General features: G+C 73.0%; 22 protein-coding genes. 13 read left to right on the top strand and 9 right to left on the bottom strand.

The genetic code is table 11. The features are described 5' to 3' along the window. The first annotated feature begins 18 nt into the window (after positions 1 to 18). The 3 genes from HDA33_RS12010 (at position 19) to HDA33_RS12575 (ending at position 3,242) form a co-directional block, all read left to right on the top strand. Entirely contained in the window at positions 19 to 1,053 is a 1,035-nt protein-coding gene (locus HDA33_RS12010) for an aminoglycoside phosphotransferase family protein (RefSeq protein WP_221433002.1), read from the top strand. 319 nt (positions 1,054 to 1,372) lie between these two features. Further along, a complete protein-coding gene (locus HDA33_RS12005) occupies positions 1,373 to 3,079 on the top strand; it encodes a sodium:solute symporter family protein (protein WP_184173504.1) in 1,707 nt (568 codons plus the stop codon). Positions 3,080 to 3,113: 34 nt separating this feature from the next. Next, on the top strand, positions 3,114 to 3,242 hold the full coding sequence (locus HDA33_RS12575; protein WP_017487981.1) for a putative transporter small subunit: 129 nt from the start codon (positions 3,114 to 3,116) through the stop codon (positions 3,240 to 3,242). A gap of 111 nt (positions 3,243 to 3,353) precedes the next feature. On the opposite strand, the gene HDA33_RS12000 is transcribed toward HDA33_RS12575, so the two are convergent. The 3 genes from HDA33_RS12000 to HDA33_RS11990 are packed head-to-tail and all read right to left on the bottom strand — an operon-like array spanning position 3,354 to position 6,489. After that, positions 3,354 to 4,055, bottom strand: coding sequence for a LutC/YkgG family protein (locus tag HDA33_RS12000; protein ID WP_221433001.1), 702 nt, complete (start codon positions 4,053 to 4,055; stop codon positions 3,354 to 3,356). Then, positions 4,052 to 5,638, bottom strand: a complete 1,587-nt coding sequence (locus tag HDA33_RS11995) for a LutB/LldF family L-lactate oxidation iron-sulfur protein (protein WP_184173502.1) — start codon at positions 5,636 to 5,638, stop codon at positions 4,052 to 4,054. Before HDA33_RS11995 ends, HDA33_RS12000 begins: the two co-directional genes overlap by 4 nt. Then, positions 5,635 to 6,489: a (Fe-S)-binding protein gene (locus HDA33_RS11990; protein ID WP_017487979.1), complete on the bottom strand. Its 855-nt coding sequence runs from the start codon at positions 6,487 to 6,489 to the stop codon at positions 5,635 to 5,637. Before HDA33_RS11990 ends, HDA33_RS11995 begins: the two co-directional genes overlap by 4 nt. Before the next feature lie 265 nt (positions 6,490 to 6,754). Here HDA33_RS11990 and HDA33_RS11985 point away from each other — a divergent pair, with 265 nt between their 5' ends. Both HDA33_RS11985 and HDA33_RS11980 read left to right on the top strand, forming a co-directional pair. After that, complete coding sequence (locus HDA33_RS11985) at positions 6,755 to 8,419, top strand: L-lactate permease (RefSeq protein ID WP_184173965.1); 1,665 nt, start codon at positions 6,755 to 6,757, stop codon at positions 8,417 to 8,419. A gap of 260 nt (positions 8,420 to 8,679) precedes the next feature. Further along, on the top strand, positions 8,680 to 9,450 hold the full coding sequence (locus tag HDA33_RS11980) for a FadR/GntR family transcriptional regulator (protein ID WP_158492643.1): 771 nt from the start codon (positions 8,680 to 8,682) through the stop codon (positions 9,448 to 9,450). A 42-nt stretch (positions 9,451 to 9,492) separates the two neighbouring features. Here HDA33_RS11980 and HDA33_RS11975 read toward each other — a convergent pair whose 3' ends face one another. Together HDA33_RS11975 and HDA33_RS11970 are read right to left on the bottom strand one after the other, a co-directional pair. Further along, positions 9,493 to 9,990, bottom strand: coding sequence for a DUF456 domain-containing protein (locus HDA33_RS11975; protein WP_184173500.1), 498 nt, complete (start codon positions 9,988 to 9,990; stop codon positions 9,493 to 9,495). A 67-nt stretch (positions 9,991 to 10,057) separates the two neighbouring features. Next, a complete protein-coding gene (locus HDA33_RS11970) occupies positions 10,058 to 10,495 on the bottom strand; it encodes an Lrp/AsnC family transcriptional regulator (RefSeq protein ID WP_184173963.1) in 438 nt (145 codons plus the stop codon). Positions 10,496 to 10,636: 141 nt separating this feature from the next. Here HDA33_RS11970 and ald point away from each other — a divergent pair, with 141 nt between their 5' ends. Beyond that, positions 10,637 to 11,779 carry an alanine dehydrogenase gene (gene ald / locus HDA33_RS11965; protein WP_017489380.1) on the top strand — a complete coding sequence of 381 codons (1,143 nt, stop codon included), beginning with the start codon at positions 10,637 to 10,639 and terminating at the stop codon, positions 11,777 to 11,779. A 24-nt stretch (positions 11,780 to 11,803) separates the two neighbouring features. On the opposite strand, the gene pdxT is transcribed toward ald, so the two are convergent. The 4 genes from pdxT to HDA33_RS11945 form a co-directional block, all read right to left on the bottom strand. Continuing rightward, complete coding sequence (gene pdxT / locus HDA33_RS11960; RefSeq protein ID WP_184173498.1) at positions 11,804 to 12,433, bottom strand: pyridoxal 5'-phosphate synthase glutaminase subunit PdxT; 630 nt, start codon at positions 12,431 to 12,433, stop codon at positions 11,804 to 11,806. After that, complete coding sequence (gene pdxS / locus HDA33_RS11955; protein WP_036313496.1) at positions 12,430 to 13,374, bottom strand: pyridoxal 5'-phosphate synthase lyase subunit PdxS; 945 nt, start codon at positions 13,372 to 13,374, stop codon at positions 12,430 to 12,432. The genes pdxT and pdxS overlap by 4 nt, the downstream gene beginning before the upstream one ends. A 115-nt stretch (positions 13,375 to 13,489) precedes the next feature. After that, positions 13,490 to 13,975: a DedA family protein gene (locus HDA33_RS11950; RefSeq protein ID WP_041102620.1), complete on the bottom strand. Its 486-nt coding sequence runs from the start codon at positions 13,973 to 13,975 to the stop codon at positions 13,490 to 13,492. 51 nt (positions 13,976 to 14,026) lie between these two features. Further along, positions 14,027 to 14,872, bottom strand: coding sequence for an HpcH/HpaI aldolase/citrate lyase family protein (locus tag HDA33_RS11945; protein ID WP_184173496.1), 846 nt, complete (start codon positions 14,870 to 14,872; stop codon positions 14,027 to 14,029). 152 nt (positions 14,873 to 15,024) lie between these two features. Between HDA33_RS11945 and HDA33_RS11940 the strand changes: the two genes are divergently transcribed. From HDA33_RS11940 to HDA33_RS11910, 7 genes are all read left to right on the top strand, one after another. Then, positions 15,025 to 16,053: a hypothetical protein gene (locus tag HDA33_RS11940; RefSeq protein WP_246416958.1), complete on the top strand. Its 1,029-nt coding sequence runs from the start codon at positions 15,025 to 15,027 to the stop codon at positions 16,051 to 16,053. A gap of 89 nt (positions 16,054 to 16,142) precedes the next feature. Further along, complete coding sequence (locus HDA33_RS11935; protein ID WP_184173495.1) at positions 16,143 to 17,357, top strand: aminotransferase-like domain-containing protein; 1,215 nt, start codon at positions 16,143 to 16,145, stop codon at positions 17,355 to 17,357. 159 nt (positions 17,358 to 17,516) lie between these two features. Continuing rightward, on the top strand, positions 17,517 to 19,157 hold the full coding sequence (locus HDA33_RS11930) for a fumarylacetoacetate hydrolase family protein (protein WP_184173493.1): 1,641 nt from the start codon (positions 17,517 to 17,519) through the stop codon (positions 19,155 to 19,157). A gap of 2 nt (positions 19,158 to 19,159) precedes the next feature. Then, positions 19,160 to 19,858, top strand: a complete 699-nt coding sequence (locus tag HDA33_RS11925) for a GntR family transcriptional regulator (RefSeq protein ID WP_184173491.1) — start codon at positions 19,160 to 19,162, stop codon at positions 19,856 to 19,858. Then, entirely contained in the window at positions 19,855 to 21,390 is a 1,536-nt protein-coding gene (hpaE, locus tag HDA33_RS11920) for a 5-carboxymethyl-2-hydroxymuconate semialdehyde dehydrogenase (protein ID WP_184173489.1), read from the top strand. The genes HDA33_RS11925 and hpaE overlap by 4 nt, the downstream gene beginning before the upstream one ends. Before the next feature lie 470 nt (positions 21,391 to 21,860). Continuing rightward, complete coding sequence (hpaD, locus tag HDA33_RS11915; protein WP_184173487.1) at positions 21,861 to 23,027, top strand: 3,4-dihydroxyphenylacetate 2,3-dioxygenase; 1,167 nt, start codon at positions 21,861 to 21,863, stop codon at positions 23,025 to 23,027. A gap of 91 nt (positions 23,028 to 23,118) precedes the next feature. Continuing rightward, on the top strand, positions 23,119 to 23,490 hold the full coding sequence (locus tag HDA33_RS11910; protein WP_184173485.1) for a cupin domain-containing protein: 372 nt from the start codon (positions 23,119 to 23,121) through the stop codon (positions 23,488 to 23,490). Positions 23,491 to 23,506: the final 16 nt, after the last annotated feature.

Genomic DNA, 23,506 nt, shown 5'->3' with positions numbered 1-23,506 from the left:
CCCGGTAGCGTGCCCGCCATGCCCGACTCCCCCGCGCCGCCCGGCGCCGCCCCGTCCGAGCTCGTCCCGCGCGCGTTCGCGGAGCGGATCGCGCGGCGGCCTGCCGACCCGCTGCTGGCGGCCGCCGGCGGGGAGGCCGTCTCCGGCGAGGCCTGGCTGGCCCGGCTGCCGCACCTGGTGGAGGAGCGGCTGGCCGCCTGGAACCTCACCCTGGACCCGGACGCCCCGGGCGCCCCGTGGACTGGCCACGGCGCGCTCGTGCTGCCCGTGCGCCGGCACACCCTGCGCCCGGCCGTCCTCAAGCTCACCTGGCCGCACCTCGAGGCGCGCCACGAGCACCTCGCCCTGCGCCTGTGGGACGGCGCCGGCGCGGTCCGCCTGCACGCGGCGAGCCCGCCGGACGGCGCCCTGCTGCTCGAGCGCCTCGACGCCGACCGGCCCCTCACGCTCGAGCCGGTCCTGGACGCGTGCGAGGCGGTGGGCGGGCTGCTGCGCGCCCTGGACCGCCCAGCCACGCCCCAGTTCGACGCCGTCGCGGTCAAGGCCGAGCGCTGGGACGGCACGCTCGCCGCGCCCGTGGCCGCGGTGCCCCGGCGCCTCCAGGTGCAGGCCCGGTCCCACCTGCGCCGGCTGGTGGACAGCGCCCCCGAGCCGCGGCTCGTCCATGAGGACCTGCACGACGGCAACGTCCTGGCGCCCCTGCCCGACGACGGACCATCAGGGGCCGCGCCCGACGCGAGACGCGGGCACGTCGCCAGGCGCGGGCGGTGGCTCGCCATCGACCCCAAGCCCGTGGCCGGCGAGGGCGCGTACGCCGTCGCTCCGATCGTGTGGAACCGGCCCGAGGTCACCGCCGCCGCGCACAACGCGCGGATCCACGTGCGGCTGCGCGCCGACGTCGTGGCCGAGGCCGCCGGGCTGGACGAGGAGCGGGTGCGGGCGTGGACCTTCGTGCGGCTCGTGCTCAACGCCGTGGACGCGGCGCACGAGGGGCCGTCCGCGGACGCGTGGCGCGCCCGGATGATCGCCCTCGCCGGGCACTTCGCCAGCTGACCGCGACGGCGGCGCGGGCGTGAGGCGGGTCACCGGGTTTGCCTTTCCGCTCCGAAACATGTGAGGGTCGCTGGGTCCCCGGTGCGCCCACGGCCGCCGGTGGCACCGGTGTTGACAGCGCCGCACAGGGCCGAGGGGCCGCGACGGCTTGAGCAGTGAGCTCGCCGTCCGTGGACTCGGGACCCGGCGGGATGCCCTCCACCACCCGGCCCCCGCCGCGTCGGGATCAGAACGCCTCCTCCGCCCTGCGGAGCCGCGCCCTGATGCCGGCACGCCTGCGGACCGGACCGACCGCAGTCCCCGTGCGAAAGGAAGTCCCATGCCGCCCTCCCAGGACGGAGCCGAGCTGGTCCAGCTCGGCGTGATCGGCGTGATCGTGCTCGTCGTGTTCTTCTACGGCGGCACCATGCTCATGTCGCTGGCGATCTCCCGGAGGAAGGAGAACGCCGACGCCTACATGACCGCCGGAAACAAGATCGGCTTCGGCGTCTCCGCAGCCTCCATGACGGCCACCTGGATCTGGGCGTCCTCGATGTACGCATCGGTCACCGCCGGCTACACCTACGGCGTCTCCGGGCCCATCCACTACGGCCTGTGGGGCGCCCTGATGATCCTGTTCATCTACCCGTTCGGCCGGCGCATCCGCAAGGTCGCCCCGCGCGCCCACACGCTCGCCGAGGTCATGTACGCCCGCCACGGCCGCTCCTCGCAGCTCATGCTCGCCGGGTCCAACGTGCTCGGCTCCGTGATCTCGCTGACCTCCAACTTCATCGCCGGCGGCGCCCTGATCGCCATCCTCTCCCCGCTGTCCTTCGGGGCGGGCATCCTGATCGTGGCCGCGGGCGTGCTGCTGTACACGCTGTGGTCCGGCTTCCGCGCCTCCGTGCTCACGGACTTCGCCCAGGTGGTGGCCATGCTCGGCGCCACCGTGGTGATCATCCCCGCGGTGTTCTTCGCCGCCGGCGGCCCCGGCATGTTCGAGGCCGGCGTGCAGGCCGGCAACGTGACCGCCCAGCAGCAGGACTTCTTCTCCTCCGAGGCGTTCATGAACCAGGGCGCCCCGTACATCGCGGCCGTGCTGGCCTACGCGATCGGCAACCAGACCATCGCCCAGCGCCTCTTCGCGGTGCGCGAGGACCTCATCAAGCCGACCTTCATCACGGCCACCGTCGGCTACGGCGGCACCGTGATCGGCGTCGGCATGATCGGCGTGATGGCCCTGTACCTGGGCGTCGAGCCCGTCGGCGGGGACATGAACAACCTGCTGCCGCAGATGGTCTCCACGTACCTGCCGGTGGCCGTCGTCGCCCTGGCGTTCCTCATGATCATCGGCTCGCTGTCCTCGACGGCGGACTCCGACCTGTCCGCGCTGTCCTCGATCGTGATGACGGACGTCTACGGCCAGTCCGTGGGCCGTGAGAACGCGAACCCGAAGACCATGCTGCTGATCGGCCGCGTCACCATGATCGTGGCCACCGCCGCCGCCCTGTACTTCGCCACCGCGCGGTTCAACATCCTGGACCTGCTCGTGTTCGTGGGCGCCCTCTGGGGCTGCCTCGTGTTCCCCGTGATCGCGTCCTTCTACTGGCGCAAGGTCACCAACGCGGCCTTCACCGTGGGCGTGCTCGCGGCCCTGGCCGTGTTCCTGCCCGTGCGCTTCGAGTGGATCCCGCTCACCGGCGCCTGGGCGCTCGTGGTGGAGGCCCTGGCGATCCTCGGCGTCGGCGTGGTCCTCGGGATCATGGCCTTCGGCTTCTTCGGGCTCCGTGCCGCCGTCGTCGTGGGTGCGCTCGCGACCGCGGCGACGGCGTTCGTCGGCTTCGGCTTCCTGCGCGACTACGCGACGCTGTCCGGCTCGCTCGTGGCCTACGCCGTCTCGTTCCTGGTCTGCTGGGGCATGTCCGTCCGCTCCGGCCAGGACTTCGACTTCGACCGCATCGCCCGGGTGACCGGCGACTTCGACCCCGCGACCGACGACGCCGCCGACCGCCCCGTGGCCCAGCCCGCCGGCGCCCGCGCGTCGTGACCGACTGACCGATCCGACCCCGAAGGAGACCCCGATGACCCTCGGACTCACCCTGTACGTCCTCATGTGGCCGGTGCTCGTGCTGGCCGTCCTCGCCAGCATCGCGGCCGCGTTCTTCAAGGACTGGCGCGAGGCGCGCCGTGAGGGCCGCTCGATCATCTGACGGCCGGGCGGACGTCCGCCCCTTGCCCGACGCCGGGCCGCACCTTCCCCAGGAAGGCGCGGCCCGGCGTCGTGGTCGGCGACCTCCCCCGCCGCGTCGGTCCCGGAGGGCTCAGCGGTCCAGGAGGATCACGTCCAGCCGCCGGGGCCCGTGCACTCCCTCGACCCGCTCGAGCTCGATGTCGCTGGTGGCCGAGGGGCCCGAGATCATGGTGATCGCGGCGGTCGGCTCCACCCGGGCGAGCGCCTCGGGGAACAGCTCCACCACGGTGTCCAGCGGGACGATGCACACGTGGTGGTCCGGCACCAGGGAGATGGCGCGCCGGCCCTCCTCGGGGCGGCCCGTGAGGAAGATGGTCCCCGTCTCGGAACAGGAGACGGTGGAGCCGGTCACCACCGCGTCCATCCCGTCCAGCTCGCGCACCCCCAGGGCCCCCGCGTCGGCGGTGGTGGGCTCGGTGACCCGCACCCGGCCCTGCCCGTCCCCGGGCAGCCAGGCCGGGTCCAGACCCGGCGGGACCACGTAGCGGGCGCCCTCTCCCAGCAGGTCCGCGACCCGGTCCGCCACGGTGCTCAGGTCCTCGCGGTGCACGCCGGCCTTGTAGTCGACGAGGCGGTCCACCAGCTGCTCCACGACGTCGCCCGGTGCTGCCTCGGAGGTGCGGCGGTAGGTCCGCTCCACCGGGTCCGGCGTCGGGCCGTCCTGCAGGGCCTGCCGGATCCGGTCGAGGATCGCGGCCCGGGCCTCGCCTCCGGGCCCGCCCGGGCCCGGCGTCGGGGTGGCCGGGACGGTGGTGGGGGTGGCCTCGCTCATCGCTGCTCCTGTCCGTCCGTCGTCGTGGTCTCATCCTCGGCGGCGACGTCGCGGCGTCCGCCGTCGCGCGCCACCCGCTCCTCGGTGTGCTCGGCGTTGCCGCGCCACCAGTTGCGGAAGGACTGGCGCGGGGGCGCGGGCACGTCCCGCTGGTCCGTCCAGCCGCCGGCGATCCCCGGCAGCCACCCGAGGGTGGCGTCCCGGCCCGCGGCCACCCGGCCCGCGGGCAGCCCGCGCTCGGCCATGCCCATGAGGGTGCCGGAGGACATCACGGTGCGGGCACCCGCCATGAGCAGGTCCATCTGCGAGGGCAGGGGCACCCGTGACTCCTCCTTCTTGCGCGCGTGGGTGGCGCGCACGTCCTGATCGCGCAGGTGCACCAGGATCGAGGGGATGTCGATGGCCACGGGGCAGACGTCGTAGCAGGCCCCGCACAGGGAGGACGCGTACGGGAGGCTGCCGTTGGCCCCCTCCTGCACGCCCGTGAGCTGCGGGGAGAGGATGGCGCCGATCGGTCCCGGATAGACGGTGCCGTACGCGTGGCCGCCGGTCTGCTCGTAGACGGGGCACACGTTCATGCACGCGGAGCAGCGGATGCAGTGCAGGGCGGAGCGGCCCTCGGGGTCGGAGAGCACCGCGGAGCGGCCGTTGTCCAGCAGCACCAGGTGGAACTCCTGCGGTCCGTCGCCGGGGGTGACCCCCGTCCACATGGACGTGTAGGGGTTCATGCGCTCGCCGGTGGAGGAGCGGGGCAGCAGCTGGAGGAAGACCTCGAGGTCCTGGAACGTGGGGACGATCTTCTCGATGCCCATCACGGTGATGAGGGTCTCCGGCAGGGTCAGGCACATGCGGCCGTTGCCCTCGGACTCCACCACGGTCAGCGTGCCCGTCTCCGCCACGCCGAAGTTGGCGCCGGAGATGGCCACCGAGGTGGTGAGGAACTTCTCCCTCAGGTGCACGCGGGCCACGTCCGCGAGCGCGGAGGGGTCCGAGGTCAGGGACTCGTCGGTCTCCGGCATCTCCCGCACGAAGATCTCCCGGATCTCCTCCCGGTTGCGGTGGATGGCCGGGACCAGGATGTGGGAGGGCTTGTCATGGCCCAGCTGCACGATCAGCTCGGCCAGGTCCGTCTCCACGGCGGCGATGCCCTCCGCCTGCAGTGCGTGCTCGAGGTCGATCTCCTGGGTGGCCATGGACTTGACCTTGATGACCTCGTCCACGCCCTTGGCCTTCACGAGCCCGGTGATGATCCGGTTGGCCTCCTCGGCGTCCCGGGCCCAGTGGACCACGCCGCCGCGCTCGGTGACCCGCTGCTCGAACTGCTCGAGCAGGGCGGGCAGGTCCGCCATCACCTGCTGCTTCAGGGCGGAGCCGGCCTGGCGCAGCTCGGCCCAGTCCGGCAGCTCCCCCACCACGCGTGCGCGCTTGCCGCGGATGGTGTGGGTGGCGTGGTGGATGTTGGCGCGCATCTGGGCGTTGCCCAGCTGGGTGCGGGCCGCGGAGGGGAAGGGCTCGTCCAGGACGATGTTGCCGTGGCCGTGCGCGGGGCGGACGGCGGGCATGCCCAGGGCGGTGCGGGTCATCGGGTGGCCTCCTTCTGACGACGGCGGCGGGCGGGTCCCTGCGCCGGGATGGACAGGTCCACGGGGCCGCTGACGTCCAGCGGGTTCTCGCGGGTGGCGGCGAGGATCTCCGCGAAGTGGAGGGTGGTGACGGGTGAGCCGTCCGGTGCGGTGGTCCCGCGCCGTGACATGACCCCGCCCAGGTGCAGCAGGCAGGACGCGTCCCCGCCGGTGCACAGCCGGGCCTGCGTGCGCTCGATGTTGCCGATCTTCTCCTCGGCCATGGCGCCGGAGACGTCCGGGTTCTTCAGGGAGAACGTCCCGCCGAAGCCGCAGCACTCCTCCGCGTCCGGCAGGGCGCGGTAGTCGATGTCCGCCACCGAGCGCAGCAGGCGTTCCTGCCGGTCCCCCAGCCGGAGCAGCCGCATGCCGTGGCAGGAGGGGTGGTAGGTCACGGTGTGCGGGAACCAGGAGCCGAGCTGCGCGGCCGCGTCCGTGACGCCCAGGACGTCCGTGAGCAGGGCGGCGAGCTCGTAGGTGTTGGCGGCGACCTCTTCGGCGTCGCGGGCCAGGGCCTCGTCCCCCGCGGCGCGGGCCACCATGGGCTGCTGGTGGCCGAGGGAGGCGACGCAGGATCCGGAGGGTGCGACCGCGACGTCGTAGTCCGCGCCCTGGAAGGTGCGCACGTGGTTCTTCACCACGGGCAGGGCGTCGTCGAGGTAGCCGCTGTTGACGTGCATCTGCGCGCAGCAGCCCTGTCCTCGGGGGAAGACCACCTCGTGGCCGAGGCGCTCGAGGATGCGCACGGTCGCGAGCGCGACCTTCGGGTACATGGCGTCCACGATGCACGTGGCGAACAGGGCGACTCTCATGTCCGTCCTCCGGGGGTCGACGGGTGGTGGAGCGGGCGCGGACGGGCGTCGCCCCAAGGTGTGGTCAGACCATAGCAGAGTCCCTCCGCGCCTGTGACCCCCCTCACGCGGCCGTGCCGTGGTGACGCGGGGCATGCGCGCACCGGACGGAGGTTGCCGAGTGTGACGTGCACCATCTACTGTCCGTGGACAGACGACTGTGGTCTGACCACGCACCCCAGCACCAGGAGACCCCGTGGACCCCCTCATCCAAGCCAGCGCCCCCGTGGGCACGTTCACCGCGACCACCGACGCCGTCGCCGGCAGCCTCGGGCTCTCCGCCGCCCTCGGCACCATCCCGCTGCTGACCTTCTTCGTGATGCTCCTGCTGGTCAAGGCCAAGGCCTGGCAGGCGGGCCTCGTCTCCCTGACCGCCGCCGTGCTCGTGGCGATCCTCGCCTTCGGCATGCCCGCGGACCTCACCCTGCTCTCCGCCTCGCAGGGCGCCGTGTTCGGCTTCTTCCCGATCGTGTGGATCGTGGTCATGGCGCTGTGGTTCTACCAGGTGACCGTCCTCTCCGGCCGGTTCGAGGACATGCGCGCCATCTTCGACACCGTGGGCGGCGGGGACATCCGCATCCAGGCCGTGCTGATCGCCTTCTGCTTCGGCGGCATGCTCGAGGCCCTCGCTGGGTTCGGCGCCCCCGTGGCCATCACGGCCACCATGCTGCTGGCCCTGGGACTGCCGCCCCTGAAGACCGCCGTGGTGGTGCTGCTGGCCAACACCGCCCCCGTGGCCTTCGGCGCCGTGGGCATCCCCATCACCACCGCCGGCCAGCTCACCGACATCCCCGCCGCCGAGATCGGGGCGATCGTGGGGCACCAGGCCCCGTTCGTGGCCGCGCTCGTCCCGTTCTTCCTCGTGTGGATCATCGACGGCTTCCGCGGGATCCGCGAAACCTGGCCCGCGCTGCTGACCATCGGCGGCACCTTCGCGCTCGGCATCTGGTGGGCCTCCACGCACTTCTCGTACGAGCTGACCGACGTCGTCGCCTCCCTGCTGGCCATGGCCTCCGCCGTGGTGCTGCTGCGCTTCTGGCGGCCCAAGGGCGCCGCCGAGGCCGACGCCCGCCTCGGGATCACGCCCACCCGGCCCGCCGGCGACCTCACCCCCGGGCGGATCTGGATGGCCGTGCTCCCCTACCTGCTGGTCATCACCGTCTTCGGCATCGCCAAGCTCTGGACCCTCGGCTTCGACCTGGCCGGATGGCTCGCCTCCACCAATGTGCGCATCCCCTGGCCCGGCCTCGACGGCCGCCTGGTCACCGCGGCGGGCGAGCCGATCACCGGCACCGTCTACTCCTTCCAGTGGCTCTCCTCCCCCGGCACCCTGCTGCTGATCACCGGCCTGCTCGTGGCGTTGATCTACTCGGTCTTCACCGGCGGCGGACGGTTCCCGCTGCGCTTCGGCGACGCCCTCGCCGAGATCGGCCGGTGCTTCTGGAAGATGCGCTGGTCCGGGCTGACCATCGTGCTGGTGCTGTCCCTGGCGTACGTCATGAACTTCTCCGGCCAGACCCTGGCCATGGGCACCGCCGTCGCCGGCGTGGGCGCGGCCTTCGCGTTCCTCTCCCCCGTGCTCGGCTGGCTCGGCACCGCCGTCACCGGTTCGGACACCTCCGCGAACGCCCTGTTCGCCACCCTGCAGCAGACGGCGGCCGAGGAGGCCGGCCTCGACCCCTCGCTCATGGTGGCCGCCAACACCTCCGGCGGCGTGGTGGGCAAGATGATCTCCCCGCAGTCCCTGGCCATCGCCGCCACCGCCGTGTCCATGGAGGGGCAGGAGTCCAAGATCCTGCGCACCGTGCTCCCCTGGTCCGTGGCGCTGCTCCTGATGGTGTGCACCATCGTGTTCCTGCAGTCCAACGTCCTGTCCTGGATGCTGCCGTGATCGGGTGATCGGGTCGGGCGTCCGACGCCGAGCCAGAGATTCCCGCCCCTCCAGGACGCTGAGCCAGAGATTTCCGCCGTGAGATCACGGTCTCCGCAGCGGATATCTCTGGCTCGGCGCGTGGCTCGGCGCATGCGTGGGCGCGCGCGTGGGTGGGGATGGTCCTCGTCCCGACCGCCCGGTCGCGAGGAGCGGCGCGGCCGCCGTCGGGCCTAGGCTCACCCACGGCCCCGTCCGTCCCGTCCCCGCTGGAGCAGCCCATGACCGCCCGCCCGCCCACCCCGCCCGCCGAACCCGAGCCGGGCCGCCGCCGTGCCCCCGGCCACGCGGTCATCCTGGACTGGCTGGAGGGGGAGCTGCGCTCCGGGCGGATCCAGGTGGGGGACAAGCTGCCGAGCGAGCGCACACTGGCCGAGCGGTTCGGGATGTCCCGGTCCTCCGTCCGGGAGGCCGGACGCGTCATGGACGCCATGGGTCTGGTGCGCTCGGCCACCGGCTCGGGGCCGCGGGCGGGGGCCATCGTGGTCTCCGAGCCCTCCGCGGCGCTCGCCTGGGCGCTGCGCATGCACGTGGCGACCCGGGCGCTGCCCGTCGCGGACCTCGTCACCACCCGCGTGCTGCTCGAGACCGAGGCCGCCCTCGAGGCCGCGGAGCACGACGTCCCCGGCCGCGGCGCGATCCTCGCGACGGCGCACGCGCACCTGGACCGCATGGACGTCCCAGATTTTCCTGCCCGCGAGTTCCACCGCCTGGACGCGGAGTTCCACGTGCTGCTGTCCACGCTCAGCGGCAACGTGGTTCTCGAGACCATCCTGCGGTCCCTGCGCGAGGCCACCATCGGCTACGTCGAGGAGGCGATGGCCGGCGTCGAGGACTGGGGCGCCGTGCGCGACGAGCTGCAGCGCCAGCACCGGGACATCCTGGCGGCCGCGGTCGAGCGGGACGGACCCCGCGCGGCGCAGGCCGTGCGCGAGCACATCCACTGGTTCTCCCGGTTCACCACCGCCGGCCCGGACGCAGCGGGCGGCTGAACCGGACGCGGGACGGGCCCGGCGTCGTCGTGCGGCCCAGGCTCAGAAGACGAAGTGCACCAGGATGCCCACGCCCACCGAGACGAGGGCGAGCATCGCGCAGCCGAGCTCCACGAGCATGCCCAGGCCCATGGCCTTCAGTGCGCCCCACGAGCTGGCCAGCGCCGCGCGCGCGTCCTTGGTGCGCGCCCACTGCGAGCCGAACAGGCCCGCGGCGAAGCCGATGAACAGGCCGACGATCGGGATGGCGAAGAAGCCCACGATCGCGCCGATCACGCCCCACGTGATCGGCCCCCGCGTCACCTTCTCCCGCAGCAGACGCCGGCCGGTGAGGACAGCGGAGGCGCTCATGCCGGCGATCGCCAGGCCGGCCGCGATGAGCCCGAAGGTCCACGAGGCGCCCGAGCCGAGGATCCACGCCCAGGCGACCGCCGTGACGAGGATCAGCATGGAGCCGGGCAGGATCGGGTAGACGGTCCCGACCACCCCGACGATCAGCAGGAGCACGGCCAGGACGGAGACGACGATCGCGAGGGTCACCTGACCAGTATGCGCCCGCCCCCCGACGGCGGGGCGGGACGGGCTCACCCCCGCGGCGGTCAGCGCCTCACCACGGCCGCTCCCCGCCCTCGTGGCGGAACACCAGCGAGGTGCGGGTGGCCGCGACGGCCGGGTCGGCGGAGAGGTTCTTGAGCACGAACCGGGAGACCTCCTCGGAGTCCGCCACGGCTACGTGGAGCAGGAAGTCGTCCTCGCCGCCGAGGAAGAACACCTGTTGCACCCCGGAGAGCCCGCGCAGCCGGTCGAAGAGCTCCTCCATGCGGTGGCGCGCGCCGGGGCGGATGCGCACGGAGACGAGGGCCACGAGCCCGTGCCCCAGGGCCGCCGGGTCGACGTCCACTGTGAATCCGCGCACCGCGCCGGAGGCCCGCAGGGCCTTGAGCCGGGCCAGGCACGTGGACGCGGCGATGCCGAGCTCCTCGGCGAGGGAGGCGTTCGTGCGGCGCGCGTCCTGGCGCAGCAGCTCGAGGAGTCGCCGGTCCATGCCGTCCAGCCCGTGCAGAAGATTCACCGTTCCCACCCCGATGTGACGCCCGTCGTGAATGATCGCGTTAGTTTAGCGCCCCGTGCCGCAGATCCTGCGGCCGAACTCCACTTGCGCCGCCCACACCACTAGATTCGCCGCATGCTGATCGGAGTCCCCACTGAGGTGAAGAACAACGAGTTCCGCGTGGCCCTGACCCAGGGCGGCGTGCTGGAGCTGGTCCGCCGCGGCCACGAGGTCCTGGTCCAGGCGGGGGCCGGCGTCGGCTCCGGCATCTCGGACCAGGTCTACCTCGACGCCGGCGCGCAGCTCGTCCAGGACCCGGACGAGCTCTGGGAGCGCGCCGAGCTGGTCCTCAAGGTCAAGGAGCCCCAGCCGGAGGAGTACGGCCGCCTGCGCCGCGGCCAGGTCCTCTTCACCTACCTGCACCTCGCCGCCTCCCCCGAGTGCACCCGCGCGATCCTCGACTCCGGCACCACCGCCATCGCTTACGAGACCGTGACCCGCGGTCGCGCCCTGCCGCTGCTGGCCCCCATGAGCCAAGTGGCCGGCCGCCTGGCCCCCGCCGCGGGCGCCTACCACCTCCTCCAGCCGCAGGGCGGCTCGGGCGTGCTGATGGGGGGCGTGCCCGGCACCCGCCGCGCCCGGGTGGCCGTGATCGGCGGCGGCGTGGCCGGCGAGGCGGCCGCCGTGATCGCCGCGGGCATGGGCGCGGACGTCACCGTCCTGGACATCTCCCTCGAGCGGCTCGCACAGCTGGACGCCGTCCACCAGGGCCGGATCCGCACGCTGGCCTCGTCCCACCTGAACATCGCCGAAACGGTGGCGGACGCGGACCTCGTGGTCGGCTCCGTGCTCATCCCGGGCGCCGCCGCGCCCAAGCTCGTCACCGCCGAGATGGTGGAGCAGATGCGCCCGGGCTCGGTGCTCGTGGACATCGCGATCGACCAGGGCGGCTGCTTCGAGAACTCCCGCCCCACCACGCATCAGGACCCCACCTACCTGGTGGGCGACAAGATCTACTACTGCGTCTCCAACATGCCCGGCGCCGTGCCGCAGACCTCCACCGCGGCCTTGACCAACGCCACGCTCCCCTACATCCAGCGGATCGCGGACCTCGGCTGGCGCGAGGCGCTCGCCGCGGACGAGGGCTTCGCCTCCGGCCTCAACGCGCACGAGGGCGCCCTCACGCTGCCCTCCGTGGCCGAGGCCATGGCCGGGCCGCTCGGCCTGGACCCGCGGAAGGACGCGCGCACGACGGCGGACGTGCTCGCCTCCGCCTGAGCCCGCAGGTCACAGCCCCGCGGGTCACAGCCCGCGCAGGAACTCCCGGTGGAACGAGTGGTCGCCGGTCACCTCGGGGTGGAAGCTCGTGGCGAGCACCCGCCCCTGGCGCACGGCCACCGGGACCTGCGCGGCGTCGTCGAGCCCGAGCTCCGGCGGCGCCGCGGACAGGCGCGACGCCGGCACGCTCGCGAGCACCTCCACCTCACCTCCGGCGCGCAGCACCGCGGGGGCGCGGATGAACACCGCGTGCACGGGCTCGGCCGAGACGGCGGGGACCTCCAGATCCGCCTCGAAGGAGTCCACCTGGGCCCCGAACGCGTTGCGGCGCACCGTGACGTCCAGGACCCCCAGGCTCCCCTGCCCCGGCGCGGGGTTCTGGATCTCGCGGGCGAGCAGGATCATCCCGGCGCACGTGCCGTAGGCGGGCAGCCCGGCGCCGATCGCGTCGGCCAGGGGCTCCTTGAGGCCCATGAGGCCGGCGAGCCGGTCCATCACGGACGACTCGCCGCCGGGCAGCACGATCCCGTCGAGCCCCGTCAGGTCCGCGGCCCGACGCACGGGGCGGGTCCGTGCGCCGAGCCCCTCGAGCACGCGCACGTGCTCGCGGACGTCCCCCTGGAGGGCGAAGACCCCGACGAGGGGCGCGCTCACCAGCCGCGCTCGGCCAGGCGGTGCGGGGCGGGCAGGTCGCCCACGTTGATGCCCACCATGGCCTCGCCCAGGCCGCGGGAGGCCTCGGCGACCGCCATCGGGTCGTCGAACTGGGCGGTGGCCTTCACGATGGCGCGGGCGCGCTCGGCCGGGTTGCCGGACTTGAAGATGCCGGAGCCCACGAACACGCCGTCGGCGCCCATCTGCATCATCAGAGCCGCATCGGCCGGGGTGGCCACACCGCCGGCGGTGAACATCACGACGGGCAGGGCGCCGGTCTCGGCGACCTCGCGTACCAGTTCGTACGGCGCCTGCAGCTCCTTCGCGGCCACGTACAGCTCATCCTGGGCCAGGCCCTGGAGCTGGGCGATCTCCTTGCGGATGGTGCGGATGTGCTTCACGGCCTCGGAGACGTCGCCGGTGCCGGCCTCACCCTTGGACCGGATCATGGCCGCGCCCTCGGTGATGCGGCGCAGGGCCTCGCCGAGGTTGGTGGCGCCGCACACGAAGGGCACGTCGAAGTCCCACTTGTCGATGTGGTTCACGTAGTCCGCCGGGGAGAGCACCTCGGACTCGTCGATGAAGTCCACCTTGAGCGCCTGCAGCACCTGGGCCTCCACGAAGTGGCCGATGCGCGCCTTGGCCATCACGGGGATGGACACGGCCTCGACGATGCCGTCGATCAGGTCGGGGTCGGACATGCGGGCCACGCCGCCCTGGGCGCGGATGTCGGCCGGGACCCGCTCAAGCGCCATGACGGCCACGGCGCCGGCGTCCTCGGCGATGCGCGCCTGCTCCGCGTTGACGACGTCCATGATCACGCCGCCCTTCATCATGTCCGCCAGGCCGCGCTTGACGCGGGTCGTGCCGGTGCCGCGGGCGCCATCGTCGGCGGCGGAGGCGGTGGATGCGGAGAAGCTGCGGGCGCGCTCGTCGCTCATGGGGGTCCTTCCGAAGGGGTGGCGGCCCCGGCCGCGGGGCGGCTGGCCGGGGCGAAGACGCGGTCAACTCTAGTCCCCCGGCGGCGGACCCCGGCCCGCGTCACGGACGACGACGTCACCCGGCCCCGTGCCGGCGCAGCGTGCGGCGACGGCGCCACACGACGAACGCTGCCACGGCCGCGAGGATCAGCACGAGGGCGAGGACGCCCCGGCCCTCTCCGAGCGCCGCGCCGATGACGGCCCACACCACGGCCATTCCGACGGTCCCGTACACCACGCCCCACAGGAACGTGCCGAGCGCGGCCGCCGGCAGGAACCGGCGCCAGGGCATGCGGGCGACGCCGGCGGAACCGATCACCGCCGTCTGGATTCCCACCGTGAGGTAGCAGAACGGGATGGCCCACACCCCGTGGCGCTGGATGAAGCGCTGGGCCCGGACATAGACGGGCCCCTCCATCACGCGGGCGAACCAGCGGGTCCGCTCGACGCCGGAGGCCAGCCCCCGCCCGAGCGAGAACACGATCAGGGTGCGCAGGATCGCCAGCATCCAGAAGAACCCGATGGACCACAGCAGCGGCAGCCCGTCGATCCACGCCATCATGGGCGGAGCCACCCGTCGGTGCGGGAACTCATGCGCGCGCCCAGGCCGTGTTCACGCGTTCCAGAGCCCGTACGAGTCTGCGAGGTCCGCGATCTTCTGGGCACGCAGCACGCGGGGCAGGTACGAGCCGTCGCCGACGGCGGCCCCCTGCGCGTGCTTCTCGAGCAGGTCGCGGGCCCACGCGAGCTCGTCCTCGGACGGGGACATCGCCCGATTGACCCAGTCCACCTGATCCCGGTTCAGGACGAGGCGGCCGGTCATGCCCATCGAGGCGGTGACGGCGCTGGAGTCGACGACCGCGTCCTCGCCGTCCGTGTTGCCGGGCGGTCCGTCGATCGCGCCGGGCAGACCGCCCACGCGGGAGGCGATCACCATGCGGGAGCGGGCGTAGGCCATGGCCAGCGGGTCCTCGCCGACGCCCACGTCCTTGCGGAAGTCGTTGACGCCGAAAGCCAGGCGGAAGGTGCCGGGCGCCTTGGCCACGGCCGTGGCGTTCTCGATGCCCAGCGCCGACTCCAGCAGGGCGATCACGGGGGTGCCGGCGCGCAGGCGCATCGCCGTGAAGGTGACCTGCTCGGGCTCCTCGGTCTCGGCCAGGACCACGCCGCGCACGCCGTCGACGCCCGCGAGCGCCTCGAGGTCCCGCTGCCAGTGGTCCGTGGAGGTCGCGGAGATGCGCACCCACGCCGTCATGCCGCCGGAGAGCGCGTCCACGACGTGCTGCCGGGCCGCGTCCTTGTGCTCCTCCGGCACGGCGGCCTCGAGGTCGAAGATCACCGAGTCCGCCTCGGAGGCGAGGGCGGGGGCGAAGTCCTCCGGGCGGGCCGCGTTGACCAGCAGCCAGGAGCGGCTGAGCTTGGCGGGCAGGGCGGCGGCGCGACGGTTCCTCACGGGCATGGCCTCCACCCTAGCCCGCCCGCGCCCGCGGGATCCGGGCAGGGGCCCGGCCGCGCGGCGCCGCGCCGTAGCATGGAGGAGGCCGCCGACCCCGCCCCCGGGTCGGCCGCGCCGTCCGAGCCCCGTGCTCCCCCGACCGCCAGGAGACCCCCATGCGCCAGCGACCCGCCTCCCGCGCCCTGCTGCTCGTCGGGGCCGCGGCCGCCGTCGGGCTGCTCGGCGGCTGCGCCGCGGAGCCGGGCGCGCCCGCCGCCACCGACGGCTCGACCCAGGGCGACGCCCTCCCCCGGCCCGAGGTGGACGGCTACGCCCCGCTGACCGTGTGGCTCACGGTGCCCGCCGCGGAGGCCGTCCCGGGCTCGACGGGCCGCCCCTACGGCTGCGACGACCTGCTCGTGCCGGTGCAGACGGTGCCGGCCGACGCCCCCGACGACGCGGACGCCGCCCTGGACTTCCTCTTCTCCGACGAGCGCGGCTGGCACGGCGACCCCTCGCTGTGGAACGCGGTGTTCGAGACGCGCGAGAGCCTCACGCCCACCGGCCACCGCCTCGAGGGGGACGTGGACGTCTTCACCTTCACCGGCACCGTCACCGCCGAGGGCGAGTGCGAGGCCGAGCGGATCCGCGCCCAGCTGCAGGAGACCGCCGCCGCGCACACCTCCGCCGGGCAGGTCCGGCTCGAGGTGGACGGCCGCCCCCTCGACGACGTGCTCGGCCTGGCCCCGCTGGCCCTCGGAGACGAGGTGGACGTCCCGGAGTCGGACGCCGCCCCGTCCGAGTCGCCCACGGAGCCCGCCGACGAACCCTGGGAGGAGCCCGCCGAGGACCCCTGGGCCGAGCCGACGGAGGACACCTGGTCGGAGCCGACCGAGGACCCGTGGGCCGAGGCCGAGGAGTCCGCCGAGCCCTCCCCCACCGCGTGGGAGGAGCCCGCTGAGGAGACCGGGGAGCCGCAGGACGAGACGGCGCCCACGGAGGAGGACGCCCCGACCGAGTGGGACGGGACCGTCGACGACGGGTCCGAGTCCACGGACGACCCCGCCGAGGTCGAGGAGCCGCCGGCGCAGGACGAGGGGGCCGACCCGGCCGACGAGTCCGCCCCCGCCGAGGACGCCGGCGCTGACGGCTCCGGGAACCTCGGGGTCGACGATCCGGACGCGACGGAGCCGAGCGCCCCCTGAGCCGAGCGCGCCCGGCCCCGGGCGCACCGCCGTCGTCGTCCGTCATCCCCCGTTCGTGCCCCCGCGCGCCGTGCTATAAGGTGCCGAGCGTGCGTCATCTGCGAGATCACCTGTCCCACCGTGCCGTCGGCGTGAAGCAGTCCGCCGTGCGCGACGTCTTCGACATCGCCATGGACCCGAACCTCGTCTCCCTGGCGGGCGGCAACCCGTGGCTCGCGGACCTGCCCCTCGACGAGCTGGGCCGCATCGCCTCGGACCTGATGACCCGCTTCGGCACGGAGTCCCTGCAGTACGGGCCGGGCCAGGGCACGGAGGAGATGCGCGCCGCCGCGGCCGCCGTCATGGCCGCCGACGGCATCCCGGACGCGGACCCGGAGCTCGTGGTCATCACCCCCGGCTCCCAGGCCGCCATCGACACCGCGTGCCGGGCGTTCGGCAACCCGGGCGACGTCGTCGTGGTGGAGGACCCCACCTTCGTGGGCGCGCTGACCACCTTCAACACGTGGGAGCTGGACGCCGTGGCCACCGGCACGGACGAGCACGGCCTGGTCCCCGCCGCCCTCGACGAGACGCTGACCCGCCTCGCCGCCGAGGGCCGCCGCGTCGCGTTCCTCTACACGATCCCCTCGTTCGCCAACCCCTCCGGCGCCCTGCTGCCCGCCGACCGCCGCGCCGAGGTGGCCGCGATCTGCGAGCGGCACGGCGTGCTCATCGTGGAGGACAACCCGTACGGGCAGATCGCGTTCGACGGCGACCCCGTCGCCCCGATCGCCGCCGAGCACCGCGACGGCGTGGTCTACCTCGGCACCATGTCCAAGATCTTCTCCCCCGGCGTGCGCATCGGCTGGGCGCTCGTGCCGGCCGAGCTCAAGCGGGAGTTCTACCTCTCCGCCGAGTCCGCGTTCATCCACGCCTCCACGTACTCGCAGATGCTCTCGACGGCGTTCGTCACGCAGCTCGACTGGCAGGGCCACGTGCGCCACGTGACCGGGCTGTACCGCGAGCGCGCCGGCGTGCTCGTGGACGCGGTGCGCGAGCACTGGGACCCCGGGGTCGAGTTCATCACCCCGCGCGGCGGCTTCTTCCTGTGGGCCACGCTGCCCGGCGGCGTGGACACCATCGAGCTGATGCACCGGGGCATCGCGGCCGGCGCCGTGTTCGTGCCCGGCGGCGCGTTCACCCCGGTCGAGGGCGTCCACTCGACGCTGCGCCTGGCCTACCCGTTCGTGGAGGCGGAGCGGCTGGTCGAGGGCGTGCGACGCCTGGCCCCCGTGGTCAACGACGCCGTGGCCCGCGCCCGCTGAGGAGGGCGGCCGTCCACCTGTCCGCCTGGTGCGTGATCCCCTCCCTTCCAGCGGGACGCGCACCCCGACGACGCCTCGCCAGCCCCCGCCGAACGGTCCGGCGTCCGCCTGGAGCGTGACCCCTTCCCCCGGCCCGCTGGATCGTATACGATCCACAGCATGACGCAGAGCACACCGGACACCACGCCCACCGTCACCGAGCACGACTTCGCCGCCCGGGAGAACCGGCCGGGCAAGGTCCTCGCCCTGCACCTGAACTACCCCTCGCGGATCGCCCAGCGCGGCCGCTCCCCGCAGGCGCCGGGCTACTTCATCAAGGCCGGCACGTCGATCGCCCGCTCCGGGGACGCCGTCGAGCGCCCCGCCGGCACCGAGCTGCTCGCCTACGAGGGCGAGATCGCCCTGATCATCGGCCGCACCGCCCGCCGGGTCACCCCGGAGGAAGGCTGGTCGCACGTCTCCGGCATCACCGCCGCCAACGACTGGGGCCTCTACGACCTCCGCCACGCGGACAAGGGCTCCAACGTGAAGAACAAGTCCGGGGACGGCTACACGCCGCTCGGCCCCGCGGTCATCTCCGCCGAGGGCCTGGACCCGGCCGCCCTGCGCGTGCGCACCTGGGTCAACGGCGAGATCGTCCAGGACGACACCACCGAGGGCCTCGTCTTCCCCTTCGGCCAGCTCGTCGCGGACCTCTCCCAGCTCATGACCCTCGAGGAGGGCGACGTCATCCTCACCGGCACCCCCGCCGGCTCGTCCGTGGCCCGCCCGGGCGACGTCGTCGAGGTGGAGGTGGACGCCCCCACCGCGCCCGGCGCCCCCACCACCGGCCGCCTGGTCACCCGCGTGACCGAGTCCGAGCACGCCATGGCCCCGTTCGGCGCCCAGCCCAAGGTGGACGACGTGCAGCGCGAGGAGGCCTGGGGCTCCCGCGAGGCCGCGGGCCTGCCCGCCGCCTCGGACGCCCAGGCCGACGACGGCGCCGCCGCCTCCCAGCCGGCGGCCGGCTCCCAGCCCGGCCCGGTGGACGAGAACGGCCACTGGGTCGCGAGCGCCCCGCAGCCGGACCGCTCCCTGCTGACCCCGGAGCTGCGCGCCAAGATCGATGCCGTCGCGGTGGCCACCCTCACCGCCCAGCTGCAGAAGCGCGGCATCCAGAACGCGACGATCGACGGCCCGCGCCCGATCCACCAGGGTCGGCGCGTCCTCGGCTACGCCAAGACCCTGCGCTACGTGCCCAAGCGCGAGGACCTGTTCAAGGAGTTCGGCGGCGGATTCAACGCCCAGAAGCGGGCCATCGACTCGGTGCAGCCGGACGACGTGGTGGTCATGGAGGCCCGTGGCGAGCACGGCACCGGCACCCTCGGGGACGTCCTGGCCCTGCGCGCCCAGGTGAACGGCGCGAACGCCGTGATCACGGACGGCGGCATCCGCGACTCCGCCGCCGTGGCCGAGGTCGGCCTCCAGGTCTACGCCGGCGCCACGCACCCGGCCGTGCTGGGCCGCCGTCACATCCCGTGGGAGGTCGGCGGCACCATCGCCTGCGGCGGCACCACCGTGCAGCCCGGGGACATCATCGTCGGTGACGACGACGGTGTGGTGGTCATCCCGCCGTCCCTGCTCCAGGAGGTCGTGGACGACGCCTACGAGCAGGAGCTCCAGGACGCCTGGGCGTACGAGCAGGTCAAGGCCGGCCACCCGGTGGACGGGATGTTCCCCCCGAACGCCGAGTGGAAGGCTACGTTCGACGAGTACCGCAAGACCCTGCCGGACGCCCCGGCCCCGGAGGGCGACGCCTGACCATGCGTCGGACGGACATCGGAACGGTCGGCCTCGCCGGCACCCCCGTCTCCAAGGCCGACCGCGCCTACCAGGCGATCCTCGAGGGGATCAGGGACCAGCGCCACGAGCCGGGCGACCGGCTGGTGCTGTCCCAGATCGCTGCGGAGCTGGGCATGTCCGTGGTGCCCGTGCGGGAGGCGATCCGCCGCCTGCAGTCCGAGAAGCTGGTGGCCTACGAGCGCAACGTGGGCGCCACCGTCGTGGGCATCGACCCGGTCGAGTACCGCCACACCATGGAGACGCTGGCGCTGGTGGAGGGGTTCTCCACCGCCCAGTGCGCCCCGCACGTGACCGCCGAGGACCTCTCGGCGGCCCGTGAGGTGAACGCGACCATGCGCGCGATGACGGCGTCGGAGAAGGCCTGGGACCCGGTGGCGTTCACCGAGCTCAACCGCCGCTTCCACTCGATCCTGTTCGAGCATCACCAGAACGAGCACGTGCACGACCTGGTGCACCGCGGCTGGAACCGCCTGGCCGCGCTGCGCTCGTCCACGTTCGCGTACGTGCCCGGCCGCGCCGTGGCCTCCGTGGACGAGCACGAGCACCTGTTGCGCCTGATCGAGGACGGGGCGCGCTTCGAGGAGATCGAGGCCGCCGCCCGCGCCCACCGCCTGAACACCCTGCACGCCTACCTCGCCCACCAAGGAGAGCTCTCATGACCGAGATCAACGACCGCAAGCCCGAGGGTCTGCCCGACGTCATCCGCCACTACATCGACGGCCAGTCCGTGGACTCCGTGGACGGCGACACCTTCGACGTCCTGGACCCGGTGACCAACCAGCCCTACATCGAGGCCGCCTCCGGCAAGACCGCCGACGTGGACAAGGCCGTGGCCGCCGCCAAGGCCGCCTTCGAGTCCGGCGTCTGGTCCCAGGCCCTGCCCCGCGAGCGCTCCCGCGTGCTGCACAAGATCGCCGACATCATGGAGACCCGCGGCGACCAGCTGGCCGCCATGGAGTGCTTCGACACCGGCCTGCCGATCAAGCAGGCCAAGGGCCAGGCCGCCCGCGCCGCCGAGAACTTCCGCTTCTTCGCGGACCTGATCGTGGCCCAGCACGACGACACCTTCAAGGTGCCCGGCCGCCAGATCAACTACGTCAACCGCAAGCCGATCGGCGTCGCGGGCCTGATCACCCCCTGGAACACCCCGTTCATGCTGGAGTCCTGGAAGCTGGCCCCGGCCATCGCCACCGGCAACTCCGTGGTCCTCAAGCCGGCCGAGTTCACCCCGCTCTCCGCCTCCCTGTGGCCGGGCATCTTCGAGGAGGCCGGCCTGCCCAAGGGCGTGTTCAACATGGTCCACGGCTTCGGCGAGGAGGGCTTCGCCGGCGACCCGCTGGTCAAGCACCCGGACGTGCCGCTGATCTCCTTCACGGGCGAGTCCCGCACCGGCCAGATCATCTTCGGCAACGCCGCCCCGCATCTGAAGGGCCTGTCCATGGAGCTCGGCGGCAAGTCCCCCGCCGTCGTCTTCGCGGACGCGGATCTGGACGCGGCGATCGACGCGACCATCTTCGGCGTGTTCTCCCTCAACGGCGAGCGCTGCACCGCCGGCTCCCGCATCCTCGTGGCCCGCGAGGTCTACGACGAGTTCGTCGAGCGCTACGCCGCCCAGGCCTCCCGCGTGAAGGTCGGCATGCCGAACGACGAGACCACCGAGGTCGGCGCGATCGTGCACCCGGAGCACTTCGAGAAGGTCATGTCCTACGTGGAGATCGGCAAGTCCGAGGCCCGCCTCGTGGCCGGCGGCGGCCGCCCGGAGGGCTTCCCGGAGGGCAACTTCGTGCAGCCCACCGTGTTCGCCGACGTCGCCCCGGACGCCCGGATCTTCCAGGAGGAGATCTTCGGCCCGGTCGTGGCCATCACCCCGTTCGACTCGGACGAGGAGGCCCTGGAGCTGGCCAACAACACCAAGTACGGCCTGGCCGCCTACATCTGGACCAACGACCTCAAGCGCGCCCACAACTTCGCGCAGAACGTCGAGGCCGGCATGGTGTGGCTGAACTCGAACAACGTGCGCGACCTGCGCACCCCGTTCGGCGGCGTGAAGGCCTCCGGCCTGGGCCACGAGGGCGGCTACCGCTCGATCGACTTCTACACCGATCAGCAGGCCGTGCACATCAACCTCGGCGAGGTCCACAACCCGGTGTTCGGCAAGCAGGAGGAGGCTGCCGCCAAGCTGGACGGCTGAGACCCCTCTCCCTGCCCTGCCGGGAGATTGGGGTGACTTGTCGGGGGTCAGGAGGCCTCTGACCCCCGACAAGTCACCCGAATCTCCCGGGAACGCACGACGACGGCGCCCGCACCTTCCGCGCGAAGGTGCGGGCGCCGTCGTCGTACGGGGATGCGAGCGCCCCGCCCCCACCCCACTCCGCCCCAACCCCAGGCGTTTCGGGTGACTTGTCGGAGGTCCCGGCGCCCAGTACCTCCCATAACCCACCCCAACCGTTCGGGGTGTGTTCTCGGAGGTGTCGGGGCGGAGCACCCCCGGAAAGTCGCCCGAAACGCGCCCCTGCTGCACGCGGTACGCGCCGGGGAGCACGGCGCCCGATCCGCCCTTTCCCCCGGCCGCCGGGATCGTATACGATCGGTGCAGAAGGTGTTCCACAGCACACCTGCCCCGGCCGTCCCCGCGGCCACCCTCTCGTTCAGGAGACACGCATGAGCAACTACGCAGGCCGTACCAAGACCTCCGTCGGCACCTACGTGGGCCAGGAAGGCCCCGTCAAGACGGACAACCCCATCCCCACCCCGAAGGCCGAGGCGCCGGACGTGCTGCGCTGCGCCTCCATGGAGCTCGTGGTGACGGACCTGGAGAAGTCGCGCCAGTTCTACGTGGACGTCCTGGACCTCGTGGTCACCGAGGAGGACGAGAACACCGTCTACCTCCGCTCCATGGAGGAGTTCATCCACCACAACCTCATCCTGCGCAAGGGCGACACCGCCGCCGTCGCCGCGTTCTCCTACCGCGTGCGCGCCCCCGAGGACCTGGACAAGGCCGTGGCCTTCTACACCGAGCTCGGCTGCCGCGTGGAGCGCAACAAGGACGGCTTCGTGAAGGGCGTCGGCGACTCCGTGCGCGTCGAGGACCCGCTGGGATTCCCGTACGAGTTCTTCTACGAGGTGGACCACGTGGAGCGCCTGGCCTGGCGCTACGACCTCTACTCCCCCGGCGCCCTGGTGCGCCTGGACCACTTCAACCAGGTCACCCCGGACGTGCCCCGCGCCGCCCGCTACATGCAGGACCTGGGCTTCCGCGTCACCGAGGACATCCAGGACGAGAACGGCACCGTCTATGCCGCGTGGATGCGCCGCAAGCCCACCGTGCACGACACCGCCATGACCGGCGGCGACGGCCCGCGCATGCACCACGTCGCCTTCGCCACGCACGAGAAGCACAACATCCTCGCCATCTGCGACAAGCTCGGCTCGCTGCGCATGTCCGACGCGATCGAGCGCGGCCCCGGCCGCCACGGCGTGTCCAATGCCTTCTACCTCTACCTGCGCGACCCGGACGGCCACCGCGTCGAGATCTACACCCAGGACTACTACACCGGCGACCCGGACAACCCCGTGGTCACCTGGGACGTGCACGACAACCAGCGCCGCGACTGGTGGGGCACCCCGGTCGTCCCGTCCTGGTACACCGACGCCTCGCTCGTGCTGGACCTGGACGGCAACGTCAAGGAGGTCGTGGCCCGCACCGACGACTCCGAGATGGCCGTGACCATCGGTGCCGACGGGTTCTCCTACACCCGCGCCGAGGAGGGCGAGGACTCCATGCCGGAGTACAAGAAGGGCGAGTACAAGCTGGGCAACCAGCTCTGACGCCTGCGCCGGGCCGGGCGCACTACTGCCAAGTAAATCCAGGACTACCTGGCAGTAGTGCGCCCGGCGAGGCGCTGGCTAGCCTGGCGGCATGGATGAGACCACCCCGCGGATCCTCGCCGACGTCGCCGAGCTCACGGCGGACCCGGCCGGCGCCGCGCCCGGCGCGGCCTGGCGCCTGGAGCAGGAACCGCGCGACCTCGACGCCAACGTCGTGCGCCTGCCGCCGGGCGGACGGAACGAGCCCTTCGACGGCCCCGCCCTGGACATCCTGGTGCACGTGGTGGCCGGCTCGGGCCTGCTCCACACGGCCGATCAGGACGTGCCGATCCGCGCCGGCCAGGTGTTGTGGCTGCCGCGGCAGTCGCGGCGCGGCTTCACCGCGGGGCCCGAGGGGCTGGCCTGGCTGACGGTGCACCGGCGCAAGCCCGGCCTGGGCATCGGCCGCCGCCCGGAGGCCTGACGGCACCGGCCCGGCA

Source organism: Micrococcus endophyticus (assembly GCF_014205115.1).
In the GTDB taxonomy this organism is placed as follows: domain Bacteria; phylum Actinomycetota; class Actinomycetes; order Actinomycetales; family Micrococcaceae; genus Micrococcus; species Micrococcus endophyticus.
Note: the sequence above shows the minus strand (reverse complement) of the source record. Positions and strands in the feature narration are given on the sequence as shown.